1 protein-coding gene is annotated in these 23952 nt (G+C 73.1%); it reads left to right on the plus strand.

The window, feature by feature from the left end; translation table 11 throughout:
* Positions 1 to 218: 218 nt before the first annotated feature.
* Positions 219 to 23903, plus strand: coding sequence for a type I polyketide synthase (locus FGW37_RS32665; RefSeq protein WP_179084379.1), 23685 nt, complete (start codon positions 219 to 221; stop codon positions 23901 to 23903).
* Positions 23904 to 23952: the final 49 nt, after the last annotated feature.

Raw genomic sequence — 23952 nt, forward strand, 5'->3', positions numbered from 1 at the left:
CCGATGACCTTCCCACAACTTCCCCTAGGGTTCTCCTTAGTCATGCTCATCAGACGGTGTTGATGGGCATGCGGCGCCGTGCATGCGGCGTCCGTTTGGGATTCCCCTAGACCTGATCCGGTACGGATCCGGAAACCCGGGCGCAGGGCCGAGACTGGGGCCACGCCGCCATGTGTGCGGTGCCTTTTCGTTCTCTGTGTGGGTGGGTGGAGCGCAATATGGTCGAGTCCGGGCTCAACGGAACGGGGAATCGGGCCGGTTCGGTCTCGGCTGATTCAGTTGATTCAGCTGGTTCGACTGGTTCGGCCGATGGCATAGCCGTCATCGGCCTGGCGTGCCGGCTGCCGGGGGCCGCCGATCCGGCCGCCTTCTGGCGGATGCTCAGCGAGGGCACGGACGCGATCACCGACGTCCCCCGGGACCGCTGGGACGGCGCCGCCGTGGCCGACGCCGACCCGGAAGCGCCGGGCAGGACCGACATCCGCAGGGGCGGATTCCTCGACGGCATCGGCCACTTCGACGCCGCGTTCTTCGGGCTCTCCCCCAAGGAGGCCGCGGCCATGGACCCGCAGCAGCGGCTCGTCCTGGAACTGGCCTGGGAAGCGCTGGAGGACGCGCACGTGCGCGCCGGGACGCTGCGCTCCACCCGGGCCGGAGTCTTCGTCGGCGCCATCTGGGACGACTACGCGACCCTGCACCACCGCTCCGGACTCACGGCCATCTCCCCGCACACCGTCACCGGCTTGCACCGCAGCATCATCGCCAACCGGGTCTCGTACTTCCTCGGCCTGAACGGCCCCAGCCTGACCGTCGACTGCGGCCAGTCCTCCTCCCTCGTCTCGGTCCACCTGGCCTGCGAGAGCCTCCGCAAGGGCGAATCGACGATCGCCCTCGCGGGCGGCGTGAACCTCAACATCGTCCCCGAGAGCACCCTGGGCGCCGCCAAGTTCGGAGGACTGTCCCCGGACGGCCGCTGCTTCACCTTCGACGCCCGGGCGAACGGCTACGTCCGCGGCGAGGGCGGCGGCATCGTCGTCCTCAAGCCGCTGGCCCGGGCCGTCGCGGACGGCGACCCGGTGTACTGCGTGATCCGCGGCAGCGCTGTCAACAACGACGGCGGCGGCGACGGACTGACCGTGCCCCTGCAGTCCGGGCAGGAACAGGTGCTCCGGCTCGCCTACGAGCGGGCCGGCGTCGATCCCGCCCACGTCGGCTACGTGGAGCTGCACGGCACCGGAACCAAGGTCGGCGACCCCATCGAGGCGGCCGCCCTCGGCGCCGTGCTCGGCGCAGGACGCGAACCCGGCCGGGCGCTGCGCGTCGGCTCGGCCAAGACCAACGTCGGCCACCTGGAGGGCGCGGCCGGCATCACCGGCCTCCTCAAGGCCGCCCTGTCGCTCAGCCGGCGCGAACTGCCCGCCAGCCTCAACTTCGAGACCCCGAATCCGGCGATCCCGCTGACGCGGCTGAACCTCCGGGTGCAGACCGAACACACCAAGTGGGAGGGCCGGGACGGCAGCCCGCTGCTCGCCGGAGTCAGCTCCTTCGGCATGGGCGGCACCAACTGCCACGTCGTGCTGGCGGAACACCGCGCGGATACCGATGCTTCCGGGTCGCAGACGGGTTCGACTGCGACTGCGACTGCGACTGCGACTGCGACTGCGACTGCGACTGCGACTGCGACTGCGACCGCGGCCCCGACCCCGTGGCCGCTGTCCGCCAAGACCGCGTCCGGGCTGCGCGCCCAGGCCGCCGCCCTGCTCGCGCACGCCGAAGCGCACCCCGGCCTCGCCCTGCCCGACGTCGGCTGGTCGCTGGCCACCGGGCGCACCGCCTTCGAGCACCGGGCCGTCGTCGTGGGCGAGGACCGCGACGACTTCCTGCGTGCCCTGCGCGAGCTGTCCACCGGCGGCGTCGACGCCGCACTGACCACCGGGCGCACCGGCCCGCGCGGCAAGCTCGCCTTCCTCTTCTCGGGCCAGGGTAGCCAGCGAGCCGGCATGGGTCGCGAACTGGCCGAGGTCTTCCCGGCGTTCGCCGCCGCGCTGGACGAGGTGTGCGCACACCTCGACCCCCGGCTGCCGCGGCCGCTGCGCGACGTCGTGTTCGCGCCCGAAGGCACCGAGGAAGCAGCCGAACTCGACCGGACCCTCTACACGCAGACCGCGCTGTTCGCCGTCGAGGTCGCCCTGTTCCGGCTGCTGGAGAGCTGGGGCATCACCCCCGACGTGCTGATGGGCCACTCCATCGGCGAACTCGCCGCCGCACACGTGGCCGGCGTCCTCACGCTCGCCGACGCCTGCACTCTGGTCGCCGCGCGTGGCCGCCTGATGCAGGAGCTGCCCACCGGTGGCGCCATGATCGCGGTCCAGGGGACGGAGGACGAGGTCCGCGCCCGTATCGGCGACCGCACGGACCGCGTGAGCATCGCCGCGCTGAACGGCCCGGACTCCGTCGTCGTCTCCGGTGACGAGGACCTCGTCACCGAGATCGCCGACGCCTTCGCCGGCCTCGGCCGCAAGACCAGCCGGCTGCGGGTCAGCCACGCCTTCCACTCCCCGCACATGGAACCCATGCTGGCGGAGTTCCGCCGCGTCGCCGAGGGCCTGACCTTCCATGCGCCGCGTATCCCGATCGTGTCCAACGTGACCGGCCGGCTGTCCGGGGAAGGGGAGTACGAGGGCTGCGCGGCCGAGTACTGGGTGCGGCACGTCCGCGACGCGGTCCGGTTCGCCGACGGCGTGGCCCGCCTCGACGAGCAGGGCGTCCGTACGTACCTGGAGCTCGGCCCGGGCGGCGTGCTGACCTCCATGGCCCGCGCCGGCTCCGGCACCGGCGGCGACGCCTTGTTCGTACCCGCCCTGCGCGCCCGCCGCCCCGAGGCCCACGCCCTGCTGGCGGCGGTCGCCTCGCTGCACGTCCACGGCATGGAGCCGGACTGGAGCGCCCTGTTCGACGGCGGGCGGGGCGAAGGAGGCGTGCAGGACGAAGGAGGCGTGCGGGGCGTACGGCGCAAGGTCACGCTGCCGACCTACGCGTTCGAACGACAGCGGTACTGGCTGGACGGCGACACGACGTCCACCGCCGGGGCCGTCACCCCCTGGGCTCCTGCAGCCCCGCAGCCGGACGAGACCGCCGGGGCGGGAAGCGCGCCTGTGGGCGCTCTCGCGCAGCGGCTCGCCGGCCTGACCGAAGCCGAACGCGACGAAGCAGGACTCGACCTGGTCCGCGCACATATCGCCGCCGTCCTGGGCCACGCCGAGGCCCGCCAGGTCCGGACCGAGTGGACGTTCAAGGACCTCGGCTTCGACTCGCTCAGCTCGGTCGAACTGCGCAACCGGCTCGGCGAGACCACCGGACTGCGCCTGCCCAGCGGAGTGCTGTTCGACCACCCGACTCCTGCCGCACTCGCCCGCCACCTCGTCTCGGAGTCCCTCGGCGCGGGCGCTGCGGCGGCCGCCGCGCCGGGGACGCCCGCGACGCCGGCCGACCCCGACGAGCCCATCGCCATCGTGGCCATGAGCTGCCGCCTGCCCGGCGGGGTGCGCTCGCCGGAGGACCTGTGGCGGTTGGTCGCCTCCGGCGGCGACGCCATCACCGGGTTCCCGGCGGACCGCGGCTGGGACGTCGAAGCGCTCTACGACCCGGAGCCCGGCACGCCCGGCAAGTCCTCCACGCGGCACGGCGGCTTCCTGCACGAGGCGGCCGAGTTCGACGCCGGCTTCTTCGGCATCAGCCCCCGCGAGGCCGCCGCGATCGACCCGCAGCAGCGGCTGGTCCTGGAGACCGCCTGGGAGGCGTTCGAGCGCGCCGGCATCGACCCGGCCACGCTGCGCGGGACCCGGGCGGGCGTGTTCATCGGCGCGACGGCACAGGACTACGGCCCCCGGCTCCACGAGCCGGTCGACGGCATCGAGGGGTACCTGCTCACCGGCACGACGACCAGCGTCGCATCAGGCCGCGTGGCCTACTCCTTCGGCCTCGAAGGACCCGCGGTCACGGTGGACACAGCCTGCTCGTCGTCCTTGGTCGCCCTGCACCTGGCCGTCCAGTCGCTGCGGAGCGGCGAGTGCACGATGGCCCTGGCCGGCGGCGTGACCGTGATGTCCACGCCCGGCATGTTCGTGGAGTTCAGCCGGCAGCGCGGGCTCTCGGCCGACGGCCGGTGCAAGGCGTTCGCGGCAGGCGCGGACGGCACCGGCTGGGCCGAAGGCGTCGGCATGCTGCTGGTCGAGCGGCTCAGCGACGCCGAGCGCAACGGGCACCGGGTGCTGGCGGTTGTACGGGGCAGCGCGGTGAACCAGGACGGCGCCTCGAACGGACTCACGGCGCCGAACGGCCCCTCGCAGCAGCGCGTCATCCGGCAGGCACTGGCCTCCGCCGGACTCGCACCCGCCGACGTCGACGCGGTGGAAGCACACGGCACGGGCACGCGGCTCGGCGACCCGATCGAGGCGGAAGCCCTCATCGCCGCCTACGGCCGGGGGCGGGACGGCGACCGTCCGCTGTGGCTGGGCTCGCTGAAGTCGAACATCGGTCACACGCAGGCCGCTGCGGGTGCGGCCGGCGTGATCAAGATGGTCATGGCGATGCAGCACGGCGTGCTGCCGCAGACCCTGCACGTGGACGAGCCGACGCCGCACGTGGAGTGGTCGGAGAGCGGCGTACGGCTGCTGACCGACGCGGTGGAGTGGCCCGCGGGCGACGCACCGCGCCGGGCGGCGGTGTCCTCGTTCGGCATCAGCGGTACGAACGCACACGTCATCGTCGAGCAGGTGGTGACGAGCGACGAGCCTGCCCGTGAAGTGGCCGTGGCGGGACCGGTTCCGTGGGTGTTGTCGGCGAAGAGCGAGGCGGCGCTGCGGGCGCAGGCGGATCGGCTGCTGTCGTTCGTGGACGCCGGGGGTGCCGGGGGTGCTGGGGTTCGGCCGGAGGACGTGGGGTTCTCGTTGGCGACGTCGCGTGCGGGGCTGGAGCGCCGTGCAGTGGTCGTGGGCGGGGACCTTGCGGAGTTCCGGCCGGGACTGGAGGCGGTGGCCTCGGGTTCGGCTCCGGTGGGGGGTCCTGCTGGGGGCAAGGTGGGGTTCTTGTTCTCGGGGCAGGGGTCGCAGCGGCTGGGGATGGGCCGGGAGTTGTATGCGGCGTATCCGGTGTTTGCGGCGGCGTACGACGAGGTGTGTGCGCGGCTGGACGCGCCGGTGGATGTCGACTCGGAGGAGTTGAACCGGACGGGTTGCACGCAGCCTGCGCTGTTTGCGGTGGAGGTGGCGCTGTTCCGGTTGCTGGAGTCGTGGGGTGTGCGGCCGGATTACGTGGCCGGGCACTCGGTGGGTGAGATTGCGGCTGCGCATGTGGCGGGGGTGTTGTCGCTTGAGGACGCGGCGAGGCTGGTGTCGGCGCGGGCTGCGTTGATGCAGGCGCTGCCTGCTGGTGGGGCGATGGTGGCGGTCCAAGCCACCGAGGAGGAAATCCTCCCGCACCTGACCGACGAGGCCGGTATCGCGGCGATCAACGGCCCGCGGTCCGTGGTGATCTCGGGTGCGGAGGACGCGGTCGTCGCGATCGCGGAGGTGTTCGCCGAGCAGGGCCGCAAGACCTCCCGTCTGAAGGTCAGCCACGCGTTCCACTCGCCTCTGATGGAGCCGATGCTGGAGGAGTTCGCCGAGGTCGTCCGCGGTCTGTCCTTCAGGGAGCCGCGGATTCCGGTGGTTTCGAACCTCACCGGCCGTCTGGCCGAGGCCTACACCCCCGGCTACTGGGTCCAGCACGTGCGCGATGCCGTCCGCTTCGCCGACGGCATCCGGACGCTCCACGACCTGGGTGTGACGACCTTCGTGGAGATCGGCCCCGGCGGCGTGCTGAGCGCACTTGCCCAGGCCTGCGTGGACGACGTCATCACCGTCCCCGCCCTCCGCGCCGACCGCCCCGAGCCGTACGCGATCGTCACCGCCGTCGGTCAGCTCCACACCCACGGCGTCTCCCCGGACTGGCAGGCACTCTTCCCCGGCGCCCGGCACATCGACCTGCCGACCTACGCCTTCCAGCGCGACCGCTACTGGCTCGACGCGCTCCGCACAGCAACCACCGGCGCCCCCGAGACGATCGACGCCGAGTTCTGGGACACCGTGGAGAGCGACGACCGCGCCTCTCTCGGTGCGCTCCTGGGGCTGGAGCCCGCCGAGCTGGACGTGGTCGCGCCCAAGCTGACCGCCTGGCGTCGGCAGCGGCGGGAGCAGTCCGCGGCCGACGGCCGGCGATACCGGATCACCTGGCAGCCGCTCGGCGACGTCGGGGGCGCTGTTCCGCCGGGTACCTGGCTGTACGTGGCCTCCGAGGAGACCGCCTGGACCGAGGCGATCCGCGGCGGACTCATGGAACGCGGCGCCGAGCTCGTTCCGCTGGCCCTGAACGACGACACCGACCGCGAGACCCTCGCCCGGACCCTGGCTGCCACCGCCACCGCCACCGCCACCGGGGACGGGCAGGTTGCCGGCATCGTGTTCGCCGCAGCCCGGGCAGAGGCACCGGCAGAGGCAGAGGCAGAGGCCGGGCCAGGGACAGGTGGAGACGCCCTCCAGCAGCTCGTCCTCCTCGTCCAGGCCCTCGGCGATGCCGGGATCGAGGCCCCGCTGTGGTGCCTGACCAGCGGCGCCGTGTCGACCGGCACCGCGGACCCGCTCACCGACCCCGCCGCTGCCCGTCTCTGGGGCCTGGGCAGGGTCGTCGCCCTGGAGCAGCCGCAGCGCTGGGGCGGGCTCGTCGACCTGCCCGCCGAACTCGACCCCCGCACGCTGGAGCGCCTGGCCGGCCTGCTGACCCGGACCGACGAGGACCAGCTCGCCGTCCGCGCATCCGGCGTGTCCGGCCGCCGCCTCGTGCGTGCACCCGGGAGCGCGGCGGCGCCGGCCGACGAACTCTGGTCGCCGCGCGGCACGGTCCTCGTGACCGGCGGTACGGGCGCGCTCGGCGGACACGTCGCCCGCTGGCTCGCCACCGCCGGCGCCGAGCACCTGCTGCTCACCAGCCGCCGGGGCCCCGACGCCCCGGGCGCCGCCGAACTCAAGGCGGAGCTGGAGGAACTGGGAGCCCGGGTCACCGTCGCGGCATGCGATGCGGCGGACCGCAACGCGCTCACCGAGCTGTTCGCGCAGCACACTGTGAACGCCGTGGTGCACACCGCAGGCGTGCTCGACGACGGCCTGGTCGCATCGCTCACGCCCGAACGCCTGCACCGCGTTCTGCGTCCCAAGGTGGACGCCGCGCTCCACCTGCACGAGCTCACCCGGGACCGTCAGGACCTCGATGCCTTCGTCCTCTTCTCGTCGATGACCGGCGTCTGGGGCAACGGCGGCCAGGGAGCCTACGGCGCCGCGAACGCCTTCCTCGACGCCCTCGCCGAGCAGCGCCGGGCGCAGGGCCTGCCCGCTCTGGCCGTCGCATGGGGATCCTGGGCGGACGGAGGCATGGCCGACGGCGCCGCCGGTGACCACCTGCGGCGACGCGGCGTCCGGGCGATCGCGGCCCCTGCCGCGATCGCCGTGCTGCACGGTGCGCTGACCCATGGCGAGACCTCCGTGACCGTCGCCGACGTGGACTGGGACCGCTTCGTCCCGGCCTTCGCCGGCACGCGCCCCTGCCCGCTGCTGCACGGCGTGCCCGAGGCCCGCAAGGCCCTCGAAGCACATGCCCAGGCCGCGCAGACCGCCGAAGCACCTGCGTCCGCGCTGGTCCGGCGCCTGCAGGGCGGCGCGCCGGGGGAGCAGGACCGCATCCTGCTGGACCTGGTCCGCGAGCAGGCCGCCACCGTGCTCGGCCACACGGGCAGGGGGGCCTTCGACGCCGACCGGACGTTCCGCGAGACCGGCTTCGACTCGCTCACCGCCGTCGAGCTGCGCCACAGGCTCACCACGGCCACCGGCCTCAAACTGCCCACCACCCTGGTCTTCGACCACCCCACCCCCACCGCCCTCGCCCGCCATCTGCGCGAGGAACTCCTCGGCCGGCACGGGCTGGAGGCGGAAGCCGAGCGGGCGACGGCTGCCGCCGCGACCGACGAGCCCCTCGCGATCGTCAGCATGAGCTGCCGCTTCCCGGGCGGCGTCCAGTCGCCCGAGGACCTGTGGGAGCTGCTGCGCTCCGGCCGGGACGCGGTGACCGGCTTCCCCACCGACCGCGGCTGGGACATCGACTCGCTCTACGACCCCGACCCCGACCGGCCCGGCAGGACGTACGCGCGCGAGGGCGGTTTCATCGAAGGCGCAGACCGCTTCGACGCCGGCCTCTTCGGGATCTCGCCGCGTGAGGCACTGGCCATGGACCCGCAGCAGCGGCTGCTGCTGGAGACCGCCTGGGAGGCTTTCGAGCGCGCCGGCATCGCCCCCGCGTCCGTCCGCGCCGGCCGCACCGGTGTCTTCATCGGCACCAACGGCCAGGACTACGCCAACGGCCTGCGCAACGCACCCGAGGAGATCGAGGGGTACGCGCTCACCGGCAAGGCGGCCTCGGTCGTCTCCGGCCGCATTTCCTACACGTTCGGCCTGGAGGGCCCGGCAGTCACGGTCGACACGGCATGCTCGTCGTCGCTCGTGGCCCTGCACCTCGCCGCGCAGGCACTGCGGAGCGGCGAGTGCACCATGGCTCTGGTCGGCGGTGTCACGGTCATGACCACGCCGGACCTGTTCGTGGAGTTCAGCCGGCAGCGCGGGCTGTCGCCCGACGGCCGCTGCAAGGCGTTCGCGGCCGGGGCCGACGGCACCGGCTGGGGCGAGGGCGTCGGCCTGCTGCTGGTGGAGCGGCTGTCCGACGCCCGGCGCCACGGGCATCAGGTGCTGGCGGTGGTGCGCGGCAGCGCCGTGAACCAGGACGGCGCGTCCAACGGCCTGACCGCCCCGAACGGCCCGTCCCAGCAGCGGGTGATCCGGCAGGCCCTGGCCTCCGCCGGACTCACCCCGGCGGACGTGGACGCGGTGGAGGCGCACGGTACGGGTACGAAGCTGGGTGACCCGATTGAGGCTCAGGCGCTGCTGGCGACGTACGGCCAGGAGCACTCCGGCACCCGGCCGGTATGGCTGGGATCGGTCAAGTCCAACATCGGCCACACACAGGCCGCCGCGGGTGTGGCCGGTGTGATGAAGATGGTGCTGGCGATGCGGCACGGTGTGCTGCCGCGGACGCTCCACGTGGACGAGCCGACGGGGCACGTGGACTGGTCGGCCGGCGCCGTGCGGCTGCTGACCGAGGCGGTGGAGTGGCCCGCGGGCGACGCGCCGCGCCGGGCCGCCGTGTCGTCCTTCGGCATCGGCGGGACCAACGCGCACACGATCATCGAGGAGGCGCCGGCCGCCGCCGCGGCCGAGCCGGCCGGGGAACACCGTCCGGTGCCCGTGCCGTGGGTGCTGTCAGCGAAGAGCGAGGCGGCGCTGCGGGCGCAGGCGGAGCGCCTGCTGGCCTTCGCGAGCGACGACGTGTCGCCCGTCGACGCCGGATTCTCGGCGGCGACCACGCGATCGGCGCTGGAGCACCGGGCTGCGCTGATCGGCACCGACGTCGCCGAACTGCGGGCGGGCCTGGAGGCCTTGGCGGCGGGAGAACCGGCGGCCGACGTGGTCACGGGACGCGCTCACCCGGCGGACAAGGTGGGGTTCTTGTTCTCGGGGCAGGGGTCGCAGCGGCTGGGGATGGGCCGGGAGTTGTATGCGGCGTATCCGGTGTTCGCGGCGGCGTACGACGAGGTGTGTGCGCGGCTGGATGCGCCGGTGGATGTCGACTCGGAGGAGTTGAACCGGACGGGTTGCACGCAGCCTGCGCTGTTTGCGGTGGAGGTGGCGCTGTTCCGGTTGCTGGAGTCGTGGGGTGTGCGGCCGGATTACGTGGCCGGGCACTCGGTGGGTGAGATTGCGGCTGCGCATGTGGCGGGTGTGTTGTCGCTTGAGGATGCGGCGAGGCTGGTGTCGGCGCGGGCTGCGTTGATGCAGGCGCTGCCTGCTGGTGGGGCGATGGTTGCTGTGCAGGCCACCGAGGAGGAAATCCTCCCGCACCTGACCGACGAGGCCGGTATCGCGGCGATCAACGGCCCGCGGTCTGTGGTGATCTCGGGTGCGGAGGACGCGGTCGTCGCGATCGCGGAGGTGTTCGCTGGTCAGGGTCGTAAGACGTCCCGGCTGAAGGTCAGCCACGCGTTCCACTCGCCTCTGATGGAGCCGATGCTGGAGGAGTTCGCCGACGTCGTCCGAGGCCTCACCTTCAACGAGCCGCGGATTCCGGTGGTCTCCAACCTCACCGGAAGCCTGGCCGAGTCGTACACGCCGGAGTACTGGGTCCGTCACGTCCGCGATGCCGTCCGCTTCGCCGACGGCATCCGGACCCTGCACGACCTGGGTGTGACGACGTTCGTGGAGATCGGCCCCGGCGGTGTCCTCAGCGCCCTCGCCCAGGGCTGCCTCGACGGCGACGGCGACGGCGACGGCGACGGCATCGTCACCGTCCCCGTCCTCCGTGCCGACCGCCCCGAACCGCAGGCGATCACCACCGCGTACGCCCAGCTGCACGTCAGCGGCGTCGAAGTGGACTGGAACGCCTTCTTCCCCGGGGCCCGGCGCATCGACCTGCCGACCTACGCCTTTCAGCGCGAGCGCTACTGGCTCGACGCCCCCGCCTCCACCGGTGACATGCGCGCGGTGGGCCAGGGCGAGGCCGGTCACCCGCTGCTCGGCGCCGCAGTGCCGCTGGCCGACGGCGACGGGCACCTGCTCACCGGGCGGCTCTCGGCGCACACGCACCCGTGGCTGGTGGATCACGCCGTCAGCGGGGTCGCCCTCCTGCCGGGAACCGCGTTCGTGGAGCTGGCGATCACCGCTGCCGACGCTGTGGGCTGCGACCTGCTCGAAGAGCTGACGCTGGAGACCCCGCTGCTTGTTCCCGCGCGCGGTGGCGTCGCCCTGCAGGTGCGGGTCGGCGCCGACGACGGCTCGGGCCGCAGGCCGCTGACCGTGCACTCGCGCATCGACGACGGGGACGCGTACGCCCACGAGGACGCGTCCGAGCGGACGTGGGTCCGGCACGCCTCCGGCTCGCTGGCCGTCGCCACGGGAGGGCCGGCGGACGGCTCGCTCGCCGCGTGGCCGCCCGCGGGCGCGGAACCCCTCGACGTTGACGGGTTCTACGAGCGGCTCGCGGACATGGCCCTCGACTACGGCCCTGTCTTCCAGGGGCTCCGTGCCGCGTGGCGGAGCGGCGACGACTTCTTCGCCGAGGTGGAGCTGTCCGGCGCGGAGCGGACGGACGCCGGTGCGTACGGCCTGCACCCCGCGCTGTTCGACGCGGCCCTGCACACCGTCTGGCTGGGCGCGGTCGAACCCGAGGCCGGGACGGGCAACGGACTGCTGCCGTTCGCCTGGAGCGGCGTGCGCCTGACGGCCGCCGGGGCCTCCGGCCTGCGCGTGAAGGTCTCGCGTGCCGGCACCGGCACCGGCACCGGCACCAGCGCCGGAACCTCCGCCGTGTCGCTGGTGCTGGCCGACGGCACCGGTGAGCCGGTCGCGCAGATCGACTCACTGACTCTGCGCCCGGTCCCCGCCGACCAGCTGCGCGCGGGTTCCGGCAGTGACAACGCGGTCTTCGGCCTGGAGTGGACGCCGGTCGGCCTTCCGTCGGCGCCCGACGGCATGAGGATCGAGACGTACGAAGATCTCGCCGCCCTGCAGGCCGCCGCCGGCTCGTCGGCGGGCTCCGGCGCGGACGCCGTGGTCGTGCCCTGCCCGACCGGGACCGACGCGGACACCGCCGCCCGCGTACGCGAGATCACCCGTGCCGTGCTGGAGCTGCTGCAGTGGTGGCTGGCCGAGGACCGTCCGTCGCGCCTGGTGCTGACGATGCGTTCGGACGACCTCGCCCAGTCGGCGGTCCGCGGGCTGGTGCGCTCGGCGCAGAGCGAGAACCCCGACCGCATCGTGCTGGTCGAGACGGAGACCGCGACCGGGACCGCGACTGCGACCGATGCCGATGTTGATGCCGATGTCCATGAGGGCAGCGGCGGCGACGCCGGTCTCACCCGGCTGCTGCCCGGCCTGATCGCCTCCGGCGAGCCGCAGGCCGAGGTGCACGCGGGCGAGGTCCGGGTGCCGAGGCTGGTGCGCATCGCCGCACCGGGCGCGGCGGAGGCGGAGCTTCCGGCCCTCGGTTCCGGCACCGTCCTGCTGACCGGTGCGTCGGGCGGGCTGGGCGGACTGTTCGCCCGGCACCTGGTCGCCGAACACGGTGTCCGCAGCCTGCTGCTCGTCAGCCGCCGCGGCGCTGACGCACCCGGTGCGGCCGAGCTCGCCGCCGACCTGACCGCACAGGGCGCCGATATCACCTGGGCCGCCTGCGACGTGGCCGACCGTGACGCCGTCCGCGACCTCCTGGACGGGCAGAGCCTGTCCGCGATCGTCCACACTGCCGGCGTCCTCGACGACGGCATCATCGGCTCGCTGACCCCCGAGCGGCTGGACGGCGTGTTCCGGCCCAAGGTGGACGCGGCGCTGAACCTGCACGAACTGGCCGGCGCGCTGTGCGGCGACCTGTCCGCGTTCGTGCTCTTCTCCTCGGTGGCGGGCACCCTCGGCACGCCCGGCCAGGGAAACTACGCGGCCGCCAACACCTTCCTCGACGCACTCGCCGAGCACCGCCGCGCCCAGGGCCTGCCCGCCACGTCGCTGGCATGGGGCCTGTGGGCGCAGGACAGTGACAGCGCCATGACCGGCAGCCTCGACCACACCGATCTCACGCGCATCCAGCGCATGGGCCTCGCCGCGATCCCGGCGGCCGAAGGCCTGCGGATGTTCGACGCGGCCCTGGCCACCGGGCGGGCTGCCGTCGCCCCGATCAGGCTGGACACGTCCGCCTTCCGCAACGGGCAGGGGCAGCCCGTGCCGCCGGCCCTGCGCGGACTGGTGCGTGTCGCGCCGGTGCGGCGCGCGGCGCAGCAGGCCGCGCCGAAGGGATCGCTGGGGCAGCGGCTGGCCGGATTGCCCGAGGCCGAGCGCGAGCAGGCGGTGCTGGACTTGGTGCGTACCGAGGTCGCCGCCGTGCTCGGCCACGCCGGCGCACAGTCGGTGGGCGCGGACGACTCGTTCCAGGACATCGGCTTCGATTCGCTGACCGCCGTCGAACTGCGCAACCGGCTCAACTCGGCCGTCGGCATGCGCCTGCCCGCCACGCTGATCTTCGACTACCCGAACCCCCTCGCTCTCGCCCGCTTCCTCACCGCCGAGGCCGCGGGCTCCGGCGGGGCCGCGGCAGCAGCAGCGGTGCCGGCGACCGTCTCGACGGCCACCGGCACGGTGGACGAGCCGATCGCGATCGTGGGCATGGCCTGCCGCTACCCCGGCGGCGTGCAGTCGCCCGAAGACTTGTGGCAGCTGGTGTTCTCCGGGCGCGACGCCGTATCGGGCTTCCCCGAGGACCGCGGCTGGGACGTCGAGAAGCTCTACGACCCGGACCCCGACCAGTGGGGCACCAGCTACACCCGGCAGGGCGGCTTCCTCCACGACGCGGCCGAATTCGACGCCGAGTTCTTCGGGATCTCGCCGCGTGAGGCGCTGGCGATGGATCCGCAGCAGCGGCTGCTGCTGGAGACGTCGTGGGAGGCGTTCGAGCGAGCGGGGATCGATCCGGCTTCGGTGCGGGGGAGCAGGACCGGTGTCTTCGCCGGTGTGATGTACCACGACTACGGCGGGCGCGTGCACACCTCGCCGGCCGGACTGGAGGGCTACCTCGTCAACGGCAGTGCGGGCAGCGTAGCTTCGGGGCGCGTCTCGTACACGTTCGGTCTGGAGGGCCCGGCGGTCACGGTCGACACGGCGTGCTCGTCGTCCCTGGTGGCCCTGCACTTGGCGGCGCAGGCGCTGCGGAGCGGCGAGTGCTCGATGGCGCTGGTCGGCGGCGTCACGGTGATGGCGAGCCCTTCCGTGTTCGTGGAGTTCAGCCGTCAGCGCGGCCTGTCGGAGGACGGCCGGTGCAAGGCGTTCGCGGCAGGTGCGGACGGTACGGGCTGGGCCGAAGGTGCGGGCATGCTGCTCGTGGAGCGGCTGTCCGACGCCCGGCGTAACGGTCACAAGGTGCTGGCGGTGGTTCGTGGCACTGCGGTGAACCAGGACGGTGCGTCCAACGGTCTGACGGCGCCGAACGGTCCGTCGCAGCAGCGGGTGATCCGGCAGGCGCTGGCGAATGCGGGCCTGTCCTCGGACCAGGTCGACGCGGTGGAAGCGCACGGCACGGGTACGAAGCTGGGCGACCCGATCGAGGCGCAGGCGCTGCTGGCCACGTACGGCCGGGAGCGGGCCGAGGACCGTCCGCTGTGGCTGGGCTCACTGAAGTCCAACATCGGTCACTCACAGGCCGCGGCGGGCGTCGGTGGTGTGATCAAGATGGTCATGGCGATGCAGCACGGCGTGCTGCCGCAGACCCTGCACATCGATGAGCCGACGCCGCACGTGGACTGGTCGGCGGGCGCCGTGCGCCTGCTGACGGAGGCGGTCGAATGGCCTGCGGGCGAAGGGCCGCGCCGGGCGGCGGTGTCCTCGTTCGGCGTGAGCGGTACGAACGCGCATGTCATCGTCGAGCAGGCTGTGGCGAGTGACGAGCCTGTCCGTGAGGCGGTCGTGGCGGGACCGGTTCCGTGGGTGCTGTCGGCGAAGAGCGAGGCGGCGCTGCGGGAGCAGGCGGATCGGCTGCTGTCGTTCGTGGACGCTGAGAGCACTGGGGTTCGGCTCGCCGATGTGGGGTTCTCGTTGGCGACGTCGCGTGCGGGGCTGGAGCGGCGTGCGGTGGTCGTGGGCGGGGACCTTGCGGAGTTCCGGCCGGGACTGGAGGCGGTGGCCTCGGGCGCCGCTCCGGTGGGCGGTCCTGCTGGGGGCAAGGTCGGGTTCTTGTTCTCGGGTCAGGGGTCGCAGCGGATCGGCATGGGACGCGAGCTGTACGCGGCGTATCCGGTGTTCGCGGCGGCGTACGACGAGGTGTGTGCGCTTCTCGACGCGCCGGTCGACGTCGATGCGGAAGCGCTTCACCAGACCGGGTCGGCACAGCCTGCGCTGTTCGCTGTCGAGGTGGCACTGTTCCGCCTCCTCGCATCCTGGGGCGTGCGGCCGGACTACGTGGCCGGTCACTCCGTGGGCGAGATAGCGGCCGCGCACGTGGCCGGGGTGCTGTCACTCGACGACGCGGCGAGGCTGGTGTCGGCGCGGGCTGCGCTGATGCAGGCCCTGCCCGCGGGCGGGGCGATGGTGGCCGTGCAGGCCACCGAGGGGGAAGTCCTTCCGCATCTGACCGACGAGGCCGGTATCGCGGCGATCAATGGGCCGCAGTCCGTGGTGATCTCCGGTGCCGAGGACGCGGTCACGGCGATGGCCGAGACCTTCAGGCAGCAGGGCCGTAAGACGTCGCGTCTGAAGGTCAGCCACGCGTTCCACTCGCCGCTGATGGAGCCGATGCTGGACGACTTCGCCGAGGTCGTCCGCGGCCTCACCTTCAACGAGCCGCGGATTCCGGTGGTTTCGAACCTCACCGGCCGTCTGGCCGAGTCGTACACGCCGGAGTACTGGGTCCGTCACGTCCGCGAGGCCGTGCGTTTCGCCGACGGTGTGCAGACCCTGCACGACCTGGGCGTGACGGCGTTCGTGGAGATCGGCCCCGGCGGCGTGCTGAGCGCGCTGGCGCAGGCCTGCGTGGACGACGTCATCACCGTCCCCGCCCTGCGCGCCGACCGCCCCGAGCCGTACGCGATCGTCACCGCCGTCGGTCAGCTCCACACCCACGGCGTCTCCCCGGACTGGCAGGCACTCTTCCCCGGCGCCCGGCGCATCGACCTGCCGACCTACGCCTTCCAGCGCGACCGCTACTGGCTCGACGTCCCCCAGGCACCCGGCGACGTCCGCGCCGCCGGCCTGGGGACGGCGGATCACCCGCTGCTCGGTGCCGCGATCGCGACGGCCGACAGCGACGGGGTCCTGCTCACCGGGCTGCTCTCCCTCGGAACCCACCCGTGGCTTGCCGACCACGCCGTGAACGGCACTGTTCTGCTGCCCGGCACCGCGTTCGTCGAGTTGGCCGTCCGGGCGGGCGATGAGACGGGCTGCGGGTGGATCGAAGACCTCACCCTGGAGCTTCCCCTGGTCGTGCCCGAGCGCGGTGGCGTCACCCTTCAGGTGGCGGTCGGCGCGGCGGACGAGTCCGGGCGGCGGCAGCTGAGCGTGCACTCGCGCGTCGAGGACGGTTCGTGGGTGCGGCACGCGACGGGTGTGCTGTCCCCGGCCGAGGCGACGCCGTCCGCTGCGGACTTCGGTGCGTGGCCGCCTGCGGGTGCGGAGGCAGTCGACCTGACCGCGTTCTACGACGGCATGGCCGCTGCCGGCCTGGACTACGGTCCGGTCTTCCAGGGCCTGCGGTCGGTGTGGCGCGGCGGGGACGACGTCTTCGCCGAGGTCGAACTGCCGGAGGAATCGGGTGCCGACGCCGCGGCCTTCGCCCTGCACCCGGCGCTGCTGGACGCCGCCCTGCACGCTCTGGCCGCCGGTGGTCTGGTCTCGCTGGACGACGGGCCTGCTCTGCCGTTCGCGTGGTCCGGTGTCGCCGTCCAGGCGGCCGGTGCGGCCATGGTGCGGGTGAAGCTGTCGCGGGCGGCCTCCGGTTCGGTGACGCTGGCCGTGGCCGATGGCGCCGGTGATCCGGTGGCCTCGGTCGAGTCGCTGTCGCTGCGGGTCGTCTCGGCCGAGCAACTGCGCGATGCCGGTGCCGGTTCCGGTGCCGGTGCCGGTTCCGGCGGCGGTGATTCGCTTTTCGCGCTGGACTGGACGCCGTTCACGCTGCCCTCCGCCGCCGGCGCGCTCACGATAGAGACCGTCGCGGACTTCGACGCACTGCAGGAGTCGGAGGCGACATCGGACGTCATGGTCGTCCCGTGCCCGACGGGCTTCCGCACGGACGTGAAGGCAGACAAGGCAGACAGGGACACGGCCACCCGCGTCCGTGAAGTCACCCACGCCGTCCTGGCGCTGGTGCAGTGGTGGCTGGCGGAGGACCGCCCGGGGCGTCTTGCCCTGGTGACGCGTCCCGGAGATCCGGCACATGCTGCGGCGTGGGGGCTCGTCCGGTCCGCGCAGACAGAGAGTCCGGACCGGATCCTGCTGGTGGAGGCCGAGGACGTCGAGGCCGCCGTCCGCGTGCTGCCCGCCGCCCTCGCCTCCGGTGAGCCGCAGTTCGCGGTGCGCGGCCAGGACGTCCTCGTGCCGCGCCTGACGAAGGCCACCGGAGCCGTCACCGGAGCCGCCGCAGGAGCCACCACCGGAGCCGTCACCGGAGCTGTCACCGGCGCTTCCGCCGACGTCCCGGACTTCGGCGTCGGCCCCGTCCTGCTGACCGGTGCCTCGGGCGCGCTGGGCGGGCTCGTCGCCCGGCACCTGGTCGCCACCCACGGCGTACGCAGCCTGCTGCTGCTCAGCCGGCGCGGTGCGGAGGCCCCCGGCGCGGTGGAGCTGGAGGCCGAGCTGGCCGCGTGGGGCGCCGAGGTGCGCTGGGCGGCCTGCGACGCGGCCGACCGGAACGCCCTCGCCGAGGTGCTGTCCGGCACGCCGGTGACGGCCGTCGTGCACACGGCCGGCGTCCTCGACGACGGTGTGGTCGCCGCACTCACCCCGGAGCGCCTGGACACGGTGCTGCGGCCGAAGGTCGACGCCGTGCTGAACCTCCACGAGCTGACGAGCGACCTGTCGGCGTTCGTCGTCTTCTCCTCGGTGTCCGGGATCCTGGGCAGCGCGGGGCAGGGCAACTACGCGGCGGCGAACACCTTCCTCGACGCCTTCGCCGAGGCCCGCCGCGCCCGCGGCCTCCCCGCGACCTCGCTGGCGTGGGGCCTGTGGGAGCAGGGAGGCGGCATGGCCGACCGGCTCGACCAGGCGGACCTCACCCGCCTCAAGCGGGTGGGCCTGGCCCCGATAACCGTCGACGAGGGACTGCGGCTGTTCGACGCGGCGCTGACCCTGGACCGGGCAACCGTCGCCCCGCTCCGCCTGGACCTGAGCGGGCTTCAGGGCACGGTCCCCCCGGTTCTGCGCGGACTGCGCGGGCCCGTACGAGGCACTGCGCGGCGCGCGGCACAGCAGGCCGCGCCGAAGGGATCGCTGGGGCAGCGGCTGGCCGGACTGCCCGAGGCCGAGCGCGAGCAGGCGGTGCTGGACCTGGTACGCGCCGAGGTGGCCGCCGTCCTCGGCCACGCCTCGGTCCAGGCCGTCCAGCCGGACCACGCCTTCCAGGACGCCGGCTTCGACTCGCTCACCTCGGTGGAGCTGCGCAACCGCCTGAACACGGCGACCGGTCTGCGGCTCCCCGCGACCATGGTCTTCGACCACCCGACGCCCGTCGCGCTCTCCCGCTTCCTGCTCGCCGAGACCCTGGGCGTCCAGGAGCAGTCCCAGGCCGCCGTCGCCGTCGCCGCGGTCGCCGGGACGGACGAGCCGATCGCGATCGTGGGCATGGCGTGCCGGTTCCCCGGTGACGTGCGGTCACCCGAGGATCTGTGGCGCCTCGTCGCCTCCGGCGGGGACGCGATCTCCGGCTTCCCCGAGGACCGCGGCTGGGACGTCGAGAACCTCTACGACCCCGACCCCGACCGCTCGGGCAAGTCCTACGTGCGCCACGGCGGCTTCCTCCACGAGGCGGCCGAGTTCGACCCGGCCTTCTTCGGGATCTCGCCGCGTGAGGCGCTGGCGATGGATCCGCAGCAGCGGCTGCTGCTGGAGACGTCGTGGGAGGCGTTCGAGCGGGCGGGGATCGATCCGGCTTCGGTGCGGGGGAGCAGGACCGGTGTCTTCGCCGGTGTGATGTACCACGACTACGGCGGGCGGGTGAAGACGGCTCCGGAGGGCATGGACGCCTACCTGGGCAGCGGCAGCGCGGGCAGCATCGCCTCGGGCCGCGTCTCGTACACCTTCGGTCTGGAGGGCCCGGCGGTCACGGTCGACACGGCGTGCTCCTCCTCGCTCGTCGCACTGCACCTGGCGACCCAGGCGCTGCGCACCGGCGAGTGCTCGATGGCCCTGGTCGGCGGCGTCACCGTCATGGCGACTCCCTCGACGTTCGTGGAGTTCAGCCGTCAGCGCGGCCTGTCGGCCGACGGCCGGTGCAAGGCGTTCGCGGCAGGCGCGGACGGTACGGGCTGGGCCGAAGGTGCGGGCATGCTGCTCGTGGAGCGGCTGTCCGACGCCCGGCGTAACGGTCACAAGGTGCTGGCGGTGGTTCGTGGCACTGCGGTGAACCAGGACGGTGCGTCCAACGGTCTGACGGCGCCGAACGGTCCGTCGCAGCAGCGGGTGATCCGGCAGGCGCTGGCGAATGCGGGCCTGTCCTCGGACCAGGTCGACGCGGTGGAAGCGCACGGCACGGGTACGAAGCTGGGCGACCCGATCGAGGCGCAGGCGCTGCTGGCCACGTACGGTCAGGAGCGGGCCGAGGACCGTCCGCTGTGGCTGGGCTCGCTGAAGTCGAACATCGGCCACGCCCAGGCGGCTGCCGGTGTCGGTGGTGTGATCAAGATGGTCATGGCGATGCGCCACGGCGTCCTCCCGCGGACGCTGCATGTGGACGAGCCGACGCCGCACGTGGACTGGTCCGCCGGTGACGTCCGGTTGCTGGCCGAGGCCGTCGACTGGCCGGCCACGGACCACCCGCGGCGAGCAGCTGTGTCGTCCTTCGGCATCAGCGGCACCAACGCCCACGTGATCGTCGAGCAGGCGCCTGCGACGACGGAACCTGCTGCGCCTGCCGTCCCGGACTCGGCTTCGGGTTCGGCTTCGGTACCGGCCGTGCCGTGGGTGCTGTCGGGCAGGACGGGGGCGGCGCTGCGGGCCCAGGCGGAACGTCTGCTGTCCCTGTCCTCGTCCCTGTCCTCGGACCCGGACCTGCAGCCGGCCGACATCGGCTTCTCGCTCGCCACCACGCGCTCGTCCATGGAGCACCGGGCAGCCGTCGTAGGGGAGAACCCGGACGAACTCCTGGAAGGGCTCCGTGCGCTGGCCGCCGGGTCCCCGTCCACCCGGGTCGTCGTGGGCGAACCGGGTTCCGGGGGCAAGGCCGGGTTCTTGTTCTCGGGCCAGGGTTCGCAGCGGATCGGCATGGGGCGTGAGCTGTACGCGGCGTTCCCGGTGTTCGCTGCAGCTTACGACGAGGTGTGTGCGCGGCTGGATGCTCTCGTCGACGTCGACTCGGAGGATCTGCACCAGACGGGCTCGACGCAGCCCGCCCTCTTCGCCATTGAGGTGGCGCTGTTCCGTCTCCTCGCGTCCTGGGGTGTGCGGCCGGATTACGTGGCCGGTCACTCCGTAGGCGAGATCGCGGCCGCGCATGTGGCCGGGGTGCTGTCGCTCGACGACGCCGCGAAGCTGGTGTCCGCCCGTGCCCGGCTGATGCAGGCGCTACCGGTCGGCGGTGCGATGGTGGCCGTGCAGGCGACCGAGGACGAGGTGCTGCCGCACCTGACCGACGGCGTCGGCATCGCGGCGATCAACGGTCCGCAGTCCGTCGTCGTCTCCGGAGCCGAGACTGCCGTGCTGCAAATCGCCGGGGTCTTCGCCCAGCAGGGGCGCAAGACGTCCCGCCTGAAGGTCAGTCACGCCTTCCACTCGCCCCTGATGGAGCCGATGCTGGACGACTTCGCCCAGGTCGTCCGGGGCCTGACCTACGACAAGCCGCAGATCCCTGTCGTCTCCAACCTCACCGGCCGCGTGGCCGAGCCGTACACCCCCGAGTACTGGGTCCGTCACGCTCGCGAGGCGGTCCGTTTCGCCGACGGAATCCAGACCCTGCACGACCTGGGTGTGACGACCTTCGTGGAGATCGGCCCCGGCGGTGTCCTGAGCGGTATGGCGCAGGGCTGCCTGGATGAGGCCGTCACCGTGCCCGTCCTGCGCGCCGGCCGCCCCGAGCCGCAGGCCGTCGTCACCGCGCTCGCCGAGCTGCACGTGCACGGCGTCTCCCCGGACTGGCAGGCACTGTTCTCCGGCGCTCGCCGCGTCGACCTTCCGACCTACGCCTTCCAGTACGAGCGCTTCTGGCTCGAAGCGCCCGAGGAGTTCACCGGAAGTGCCGCTGCCACCGGGCTCGGGCTGGGTGCGGCCGGGCACCCGTTGGCGGGTGCGGCGGTCGCGCTGCCGGGCGCCGGCGGGTTCCTGGTCACCGGGCGGCTCTCCCTCAAGTCCCACCCCTGGCTCGCCGACCACACGGTCATGGGCAGCGTGCTGCTGCCGGGTACCGCGCTCGTGGAGCTGGCGGTGCGTGCGGGCGACGAAGCCGGTTGCGCGCAGCTCGAGGACCTGACGCTGGAAGCACCGCTGATCGTCCCGGAGCACGGCGGTGTGGCCGTGCAGGTGTGGGTCGGTGCGGAGGAGGAACCGGGCCGACGCGCGCTCAGCGTGCACTCGCGGCTGGAGGACGCCCAGGACGACGCCCCGGACGACGCTCCGTGGGTGCGGCACGCGGTCGGCTTCCTGACGGACACGCTGCCCGAAGCGCCGCACGGTGCGGACTTCGGCGCGTGGCCGCCGGCAGGCGCGGAGGCCGTCGACCTGACGGGGTTCTATGAGGGCCTGGCCGGGCTCGGTCTGGGCTACGGTCCGGTCTTCCAGGGCCTGCGGTCGGTGTGGCGCAGCGGGGACGATGTCCTCGCCGAGGTCTCCTTGCCCGAGGGCACGGAGGCGGAGGCAGGCGCGTTCGCCCTGCACCCGGCGCTGCTGGACGCGGCGCTCCACGCGATCGGCGCGGGCGGGCTCGTCCCCGTCGACGACGGGCCGCTGCTGCCCTTCATATGGTCCGGGACGGGCGTGCGGGCCGCCGGGGCGACGGCACTGCGGGTCAAGATCTCGCGAACGGGCACCGACGCGGTGTCGCTGACCGTGGCCGACACCGCGGGCGGCCTGGTGGCCTCGGTCGGCTCCCTGTCGCTGCGCCCGGTGTCGCGGGAGCAGCTGCTCGCGGCGGGCGGCTCCGGCCGACGCGCCGACGACTCGCTGTTCGGCCTCGCCTGGCAGCCCGCGGCCTTCTCGGAGGCCGGGGCCGCCGCGGCCCCGGCCTCCGGGCTCGACGTCCGGAGGTACGCGGACCTGGCCGCTCTGTCCACCGAACCGGCCCTCCCCGACGTCGCGGTCGTCGCGGTCGCTCCGTGCCCGGCAGGCTACGGCTCGGGCACGGGCATCGAGACAGCCGAGCAGGTGTACGGCGTCGCGAGCGAGGTGCTGGCGCTGGTGCAGTGGTGGCTGGCGGAGGACCGCCCGGGGCGTCTGGCCCTGGTGACGTCTCCCGGCGATCTGGCGCATGCTGCGGTGTGGGGGCTCGTCCGGTCCGCGCAGTCCGAGCATCCGGACCGGATCGTGCTGGTGGAGGCCGCGGCCGTGGACGAGGCAGTGCGTGTGCTGCCCGCCGCGATCGCCGCTGGTGAGCCGCAGTTCGCGGTGCGCGGCCAGGACGTCCTCGTGCCGCGCCTGACGAAGGCCACCGGAGCTGTCACCGGAGCCGTCACCGGAGCCGTCACCGGCGCTTCCGCCGACGTCCCGGACCTCGCCGACGGCACCGTCCTCGTGACCGGCGCCTCCGGGTCGCTGGGCGCGCTCGTCGCCCGGCACCTGGTCACCGAGCACAAGGTGCGCCGGCTCCTGCTGGCGAGCCGCCGGGGCGCCGAGGCCCCCGGCGCGGCCGAGCTGGAGGCCGAGCTGGCGGCATGGGGTGCCGAGGTCACCTGGTCGGCCTGCGACGTGGCCGACCGGGAAGCCGTCTCCGCAATGCTGAACGGGCTCGGCGGTCACCGGCTGTCGGCCGTCGTGCATACCGCGGGTGTTCTCGGCGACGGGGTCGTCGCCTCGCTCACACCGGAAAGGATGAGGGAGGTCTTCCGGCCCAAGGTGGACGCCGTGCTGAATCTGCACCACTGCACCCGGGAGACGGACCTCGCCGCCTTCGTGGTGTTCTCGTCCGTCGCCGGAATGGTCGGCAGCGCCGGTCAGGCGAGCTACGCGGCGGCGAATTCCTTCCTCGACGCCTTCTCGTCGTACCGCCGCCGCGAGGGCCTGCCCGCCATTTCGCTGGCCTGGGGCGTGTGGGAGCAGTCCGGTGCGATGACGGACGGCCTCGCCGAGGCCGACCGGGCGCGGATGGCGCGCAGCGGCGTGCTGCCGCTGCCGCCGGAGGAGGGACTGAGGCTGTTCGACGCGGCACTGGCCTCGGACGAGGCGGTGCTCGCCCCGGTACGCATCGACACCGGTGCGCTGCGCGCCGGTGAGGCGTCGGCGGTGTTGCGCGCCCTCGTACCGGCCGTGGCCCGGAGAACCGCGCGGGCCGCTGCCGTTCCCTCCGCATCCTCGCTGGCCGAGCGCCTGGAGGGGATGGCGGAGGCCGAGCGGGACGCGGCCGTCCTGGACCTGGTCCGGGCCGAGGCGGCCGCGGTCCTGGGGCACGCGTCGGACCGCACGGTCCGGCCGGAACACGCCTTCCAGGACCTGGGATTCGACTCCCTCACGGCCGTCGAACTGCGCAACCGGCTGAACAAGGCCACCGGGCTGCGGCTCCCCGCGACGCTGGTCTTCGACTACCCGACGCCCGCTCTCCTGGCCCGTCACGTACTCACGGAGACGGTGGGAGCGGCCGAACCAGCCCTAGTGGATTCCCTACTTGCTGATCTGGACAGGGTCGAACAAGAATTGGTCACGAAGTTGTCGGAGAGTGAAGCCCGCGACCGGATCCTGTCAAAGCTCCAGGCGGTCTTGGCGATTGCCGGTGAATCCGGCAGGGCGCCGGCTCCGGAAGCCCCTGGAACGGGCACCGATCTGGAATCGGCCACCGACGACGAAGTATTCGATCTGCTCGGCAAGGAATTCGGGATTTCCTGACCGCTCCGGTGCGTCCCGCTGACCCCCTTGCCGAATTCCGGTAAGTCTT

This window comes from Streptomyces rectiverticillatus (assembly GCF_013394065.1).
Classification (GTDB): domain Bacteria; phylum Actinomycetota; class Actinomycetes; order Streptomycetales; family Streptomycetaceae; genus Streptomyces; species Streptomyces rectiverticillatus.

Coding starts and splice junctions, on each gene's coding strand:
- FGW37_RS32665 (WP_179084379.1), top strand. CDS start 219: ATGGTCGAGTCCGGGCTCAACGGAACGGGGAATCGGGCCGGTTCGGTC.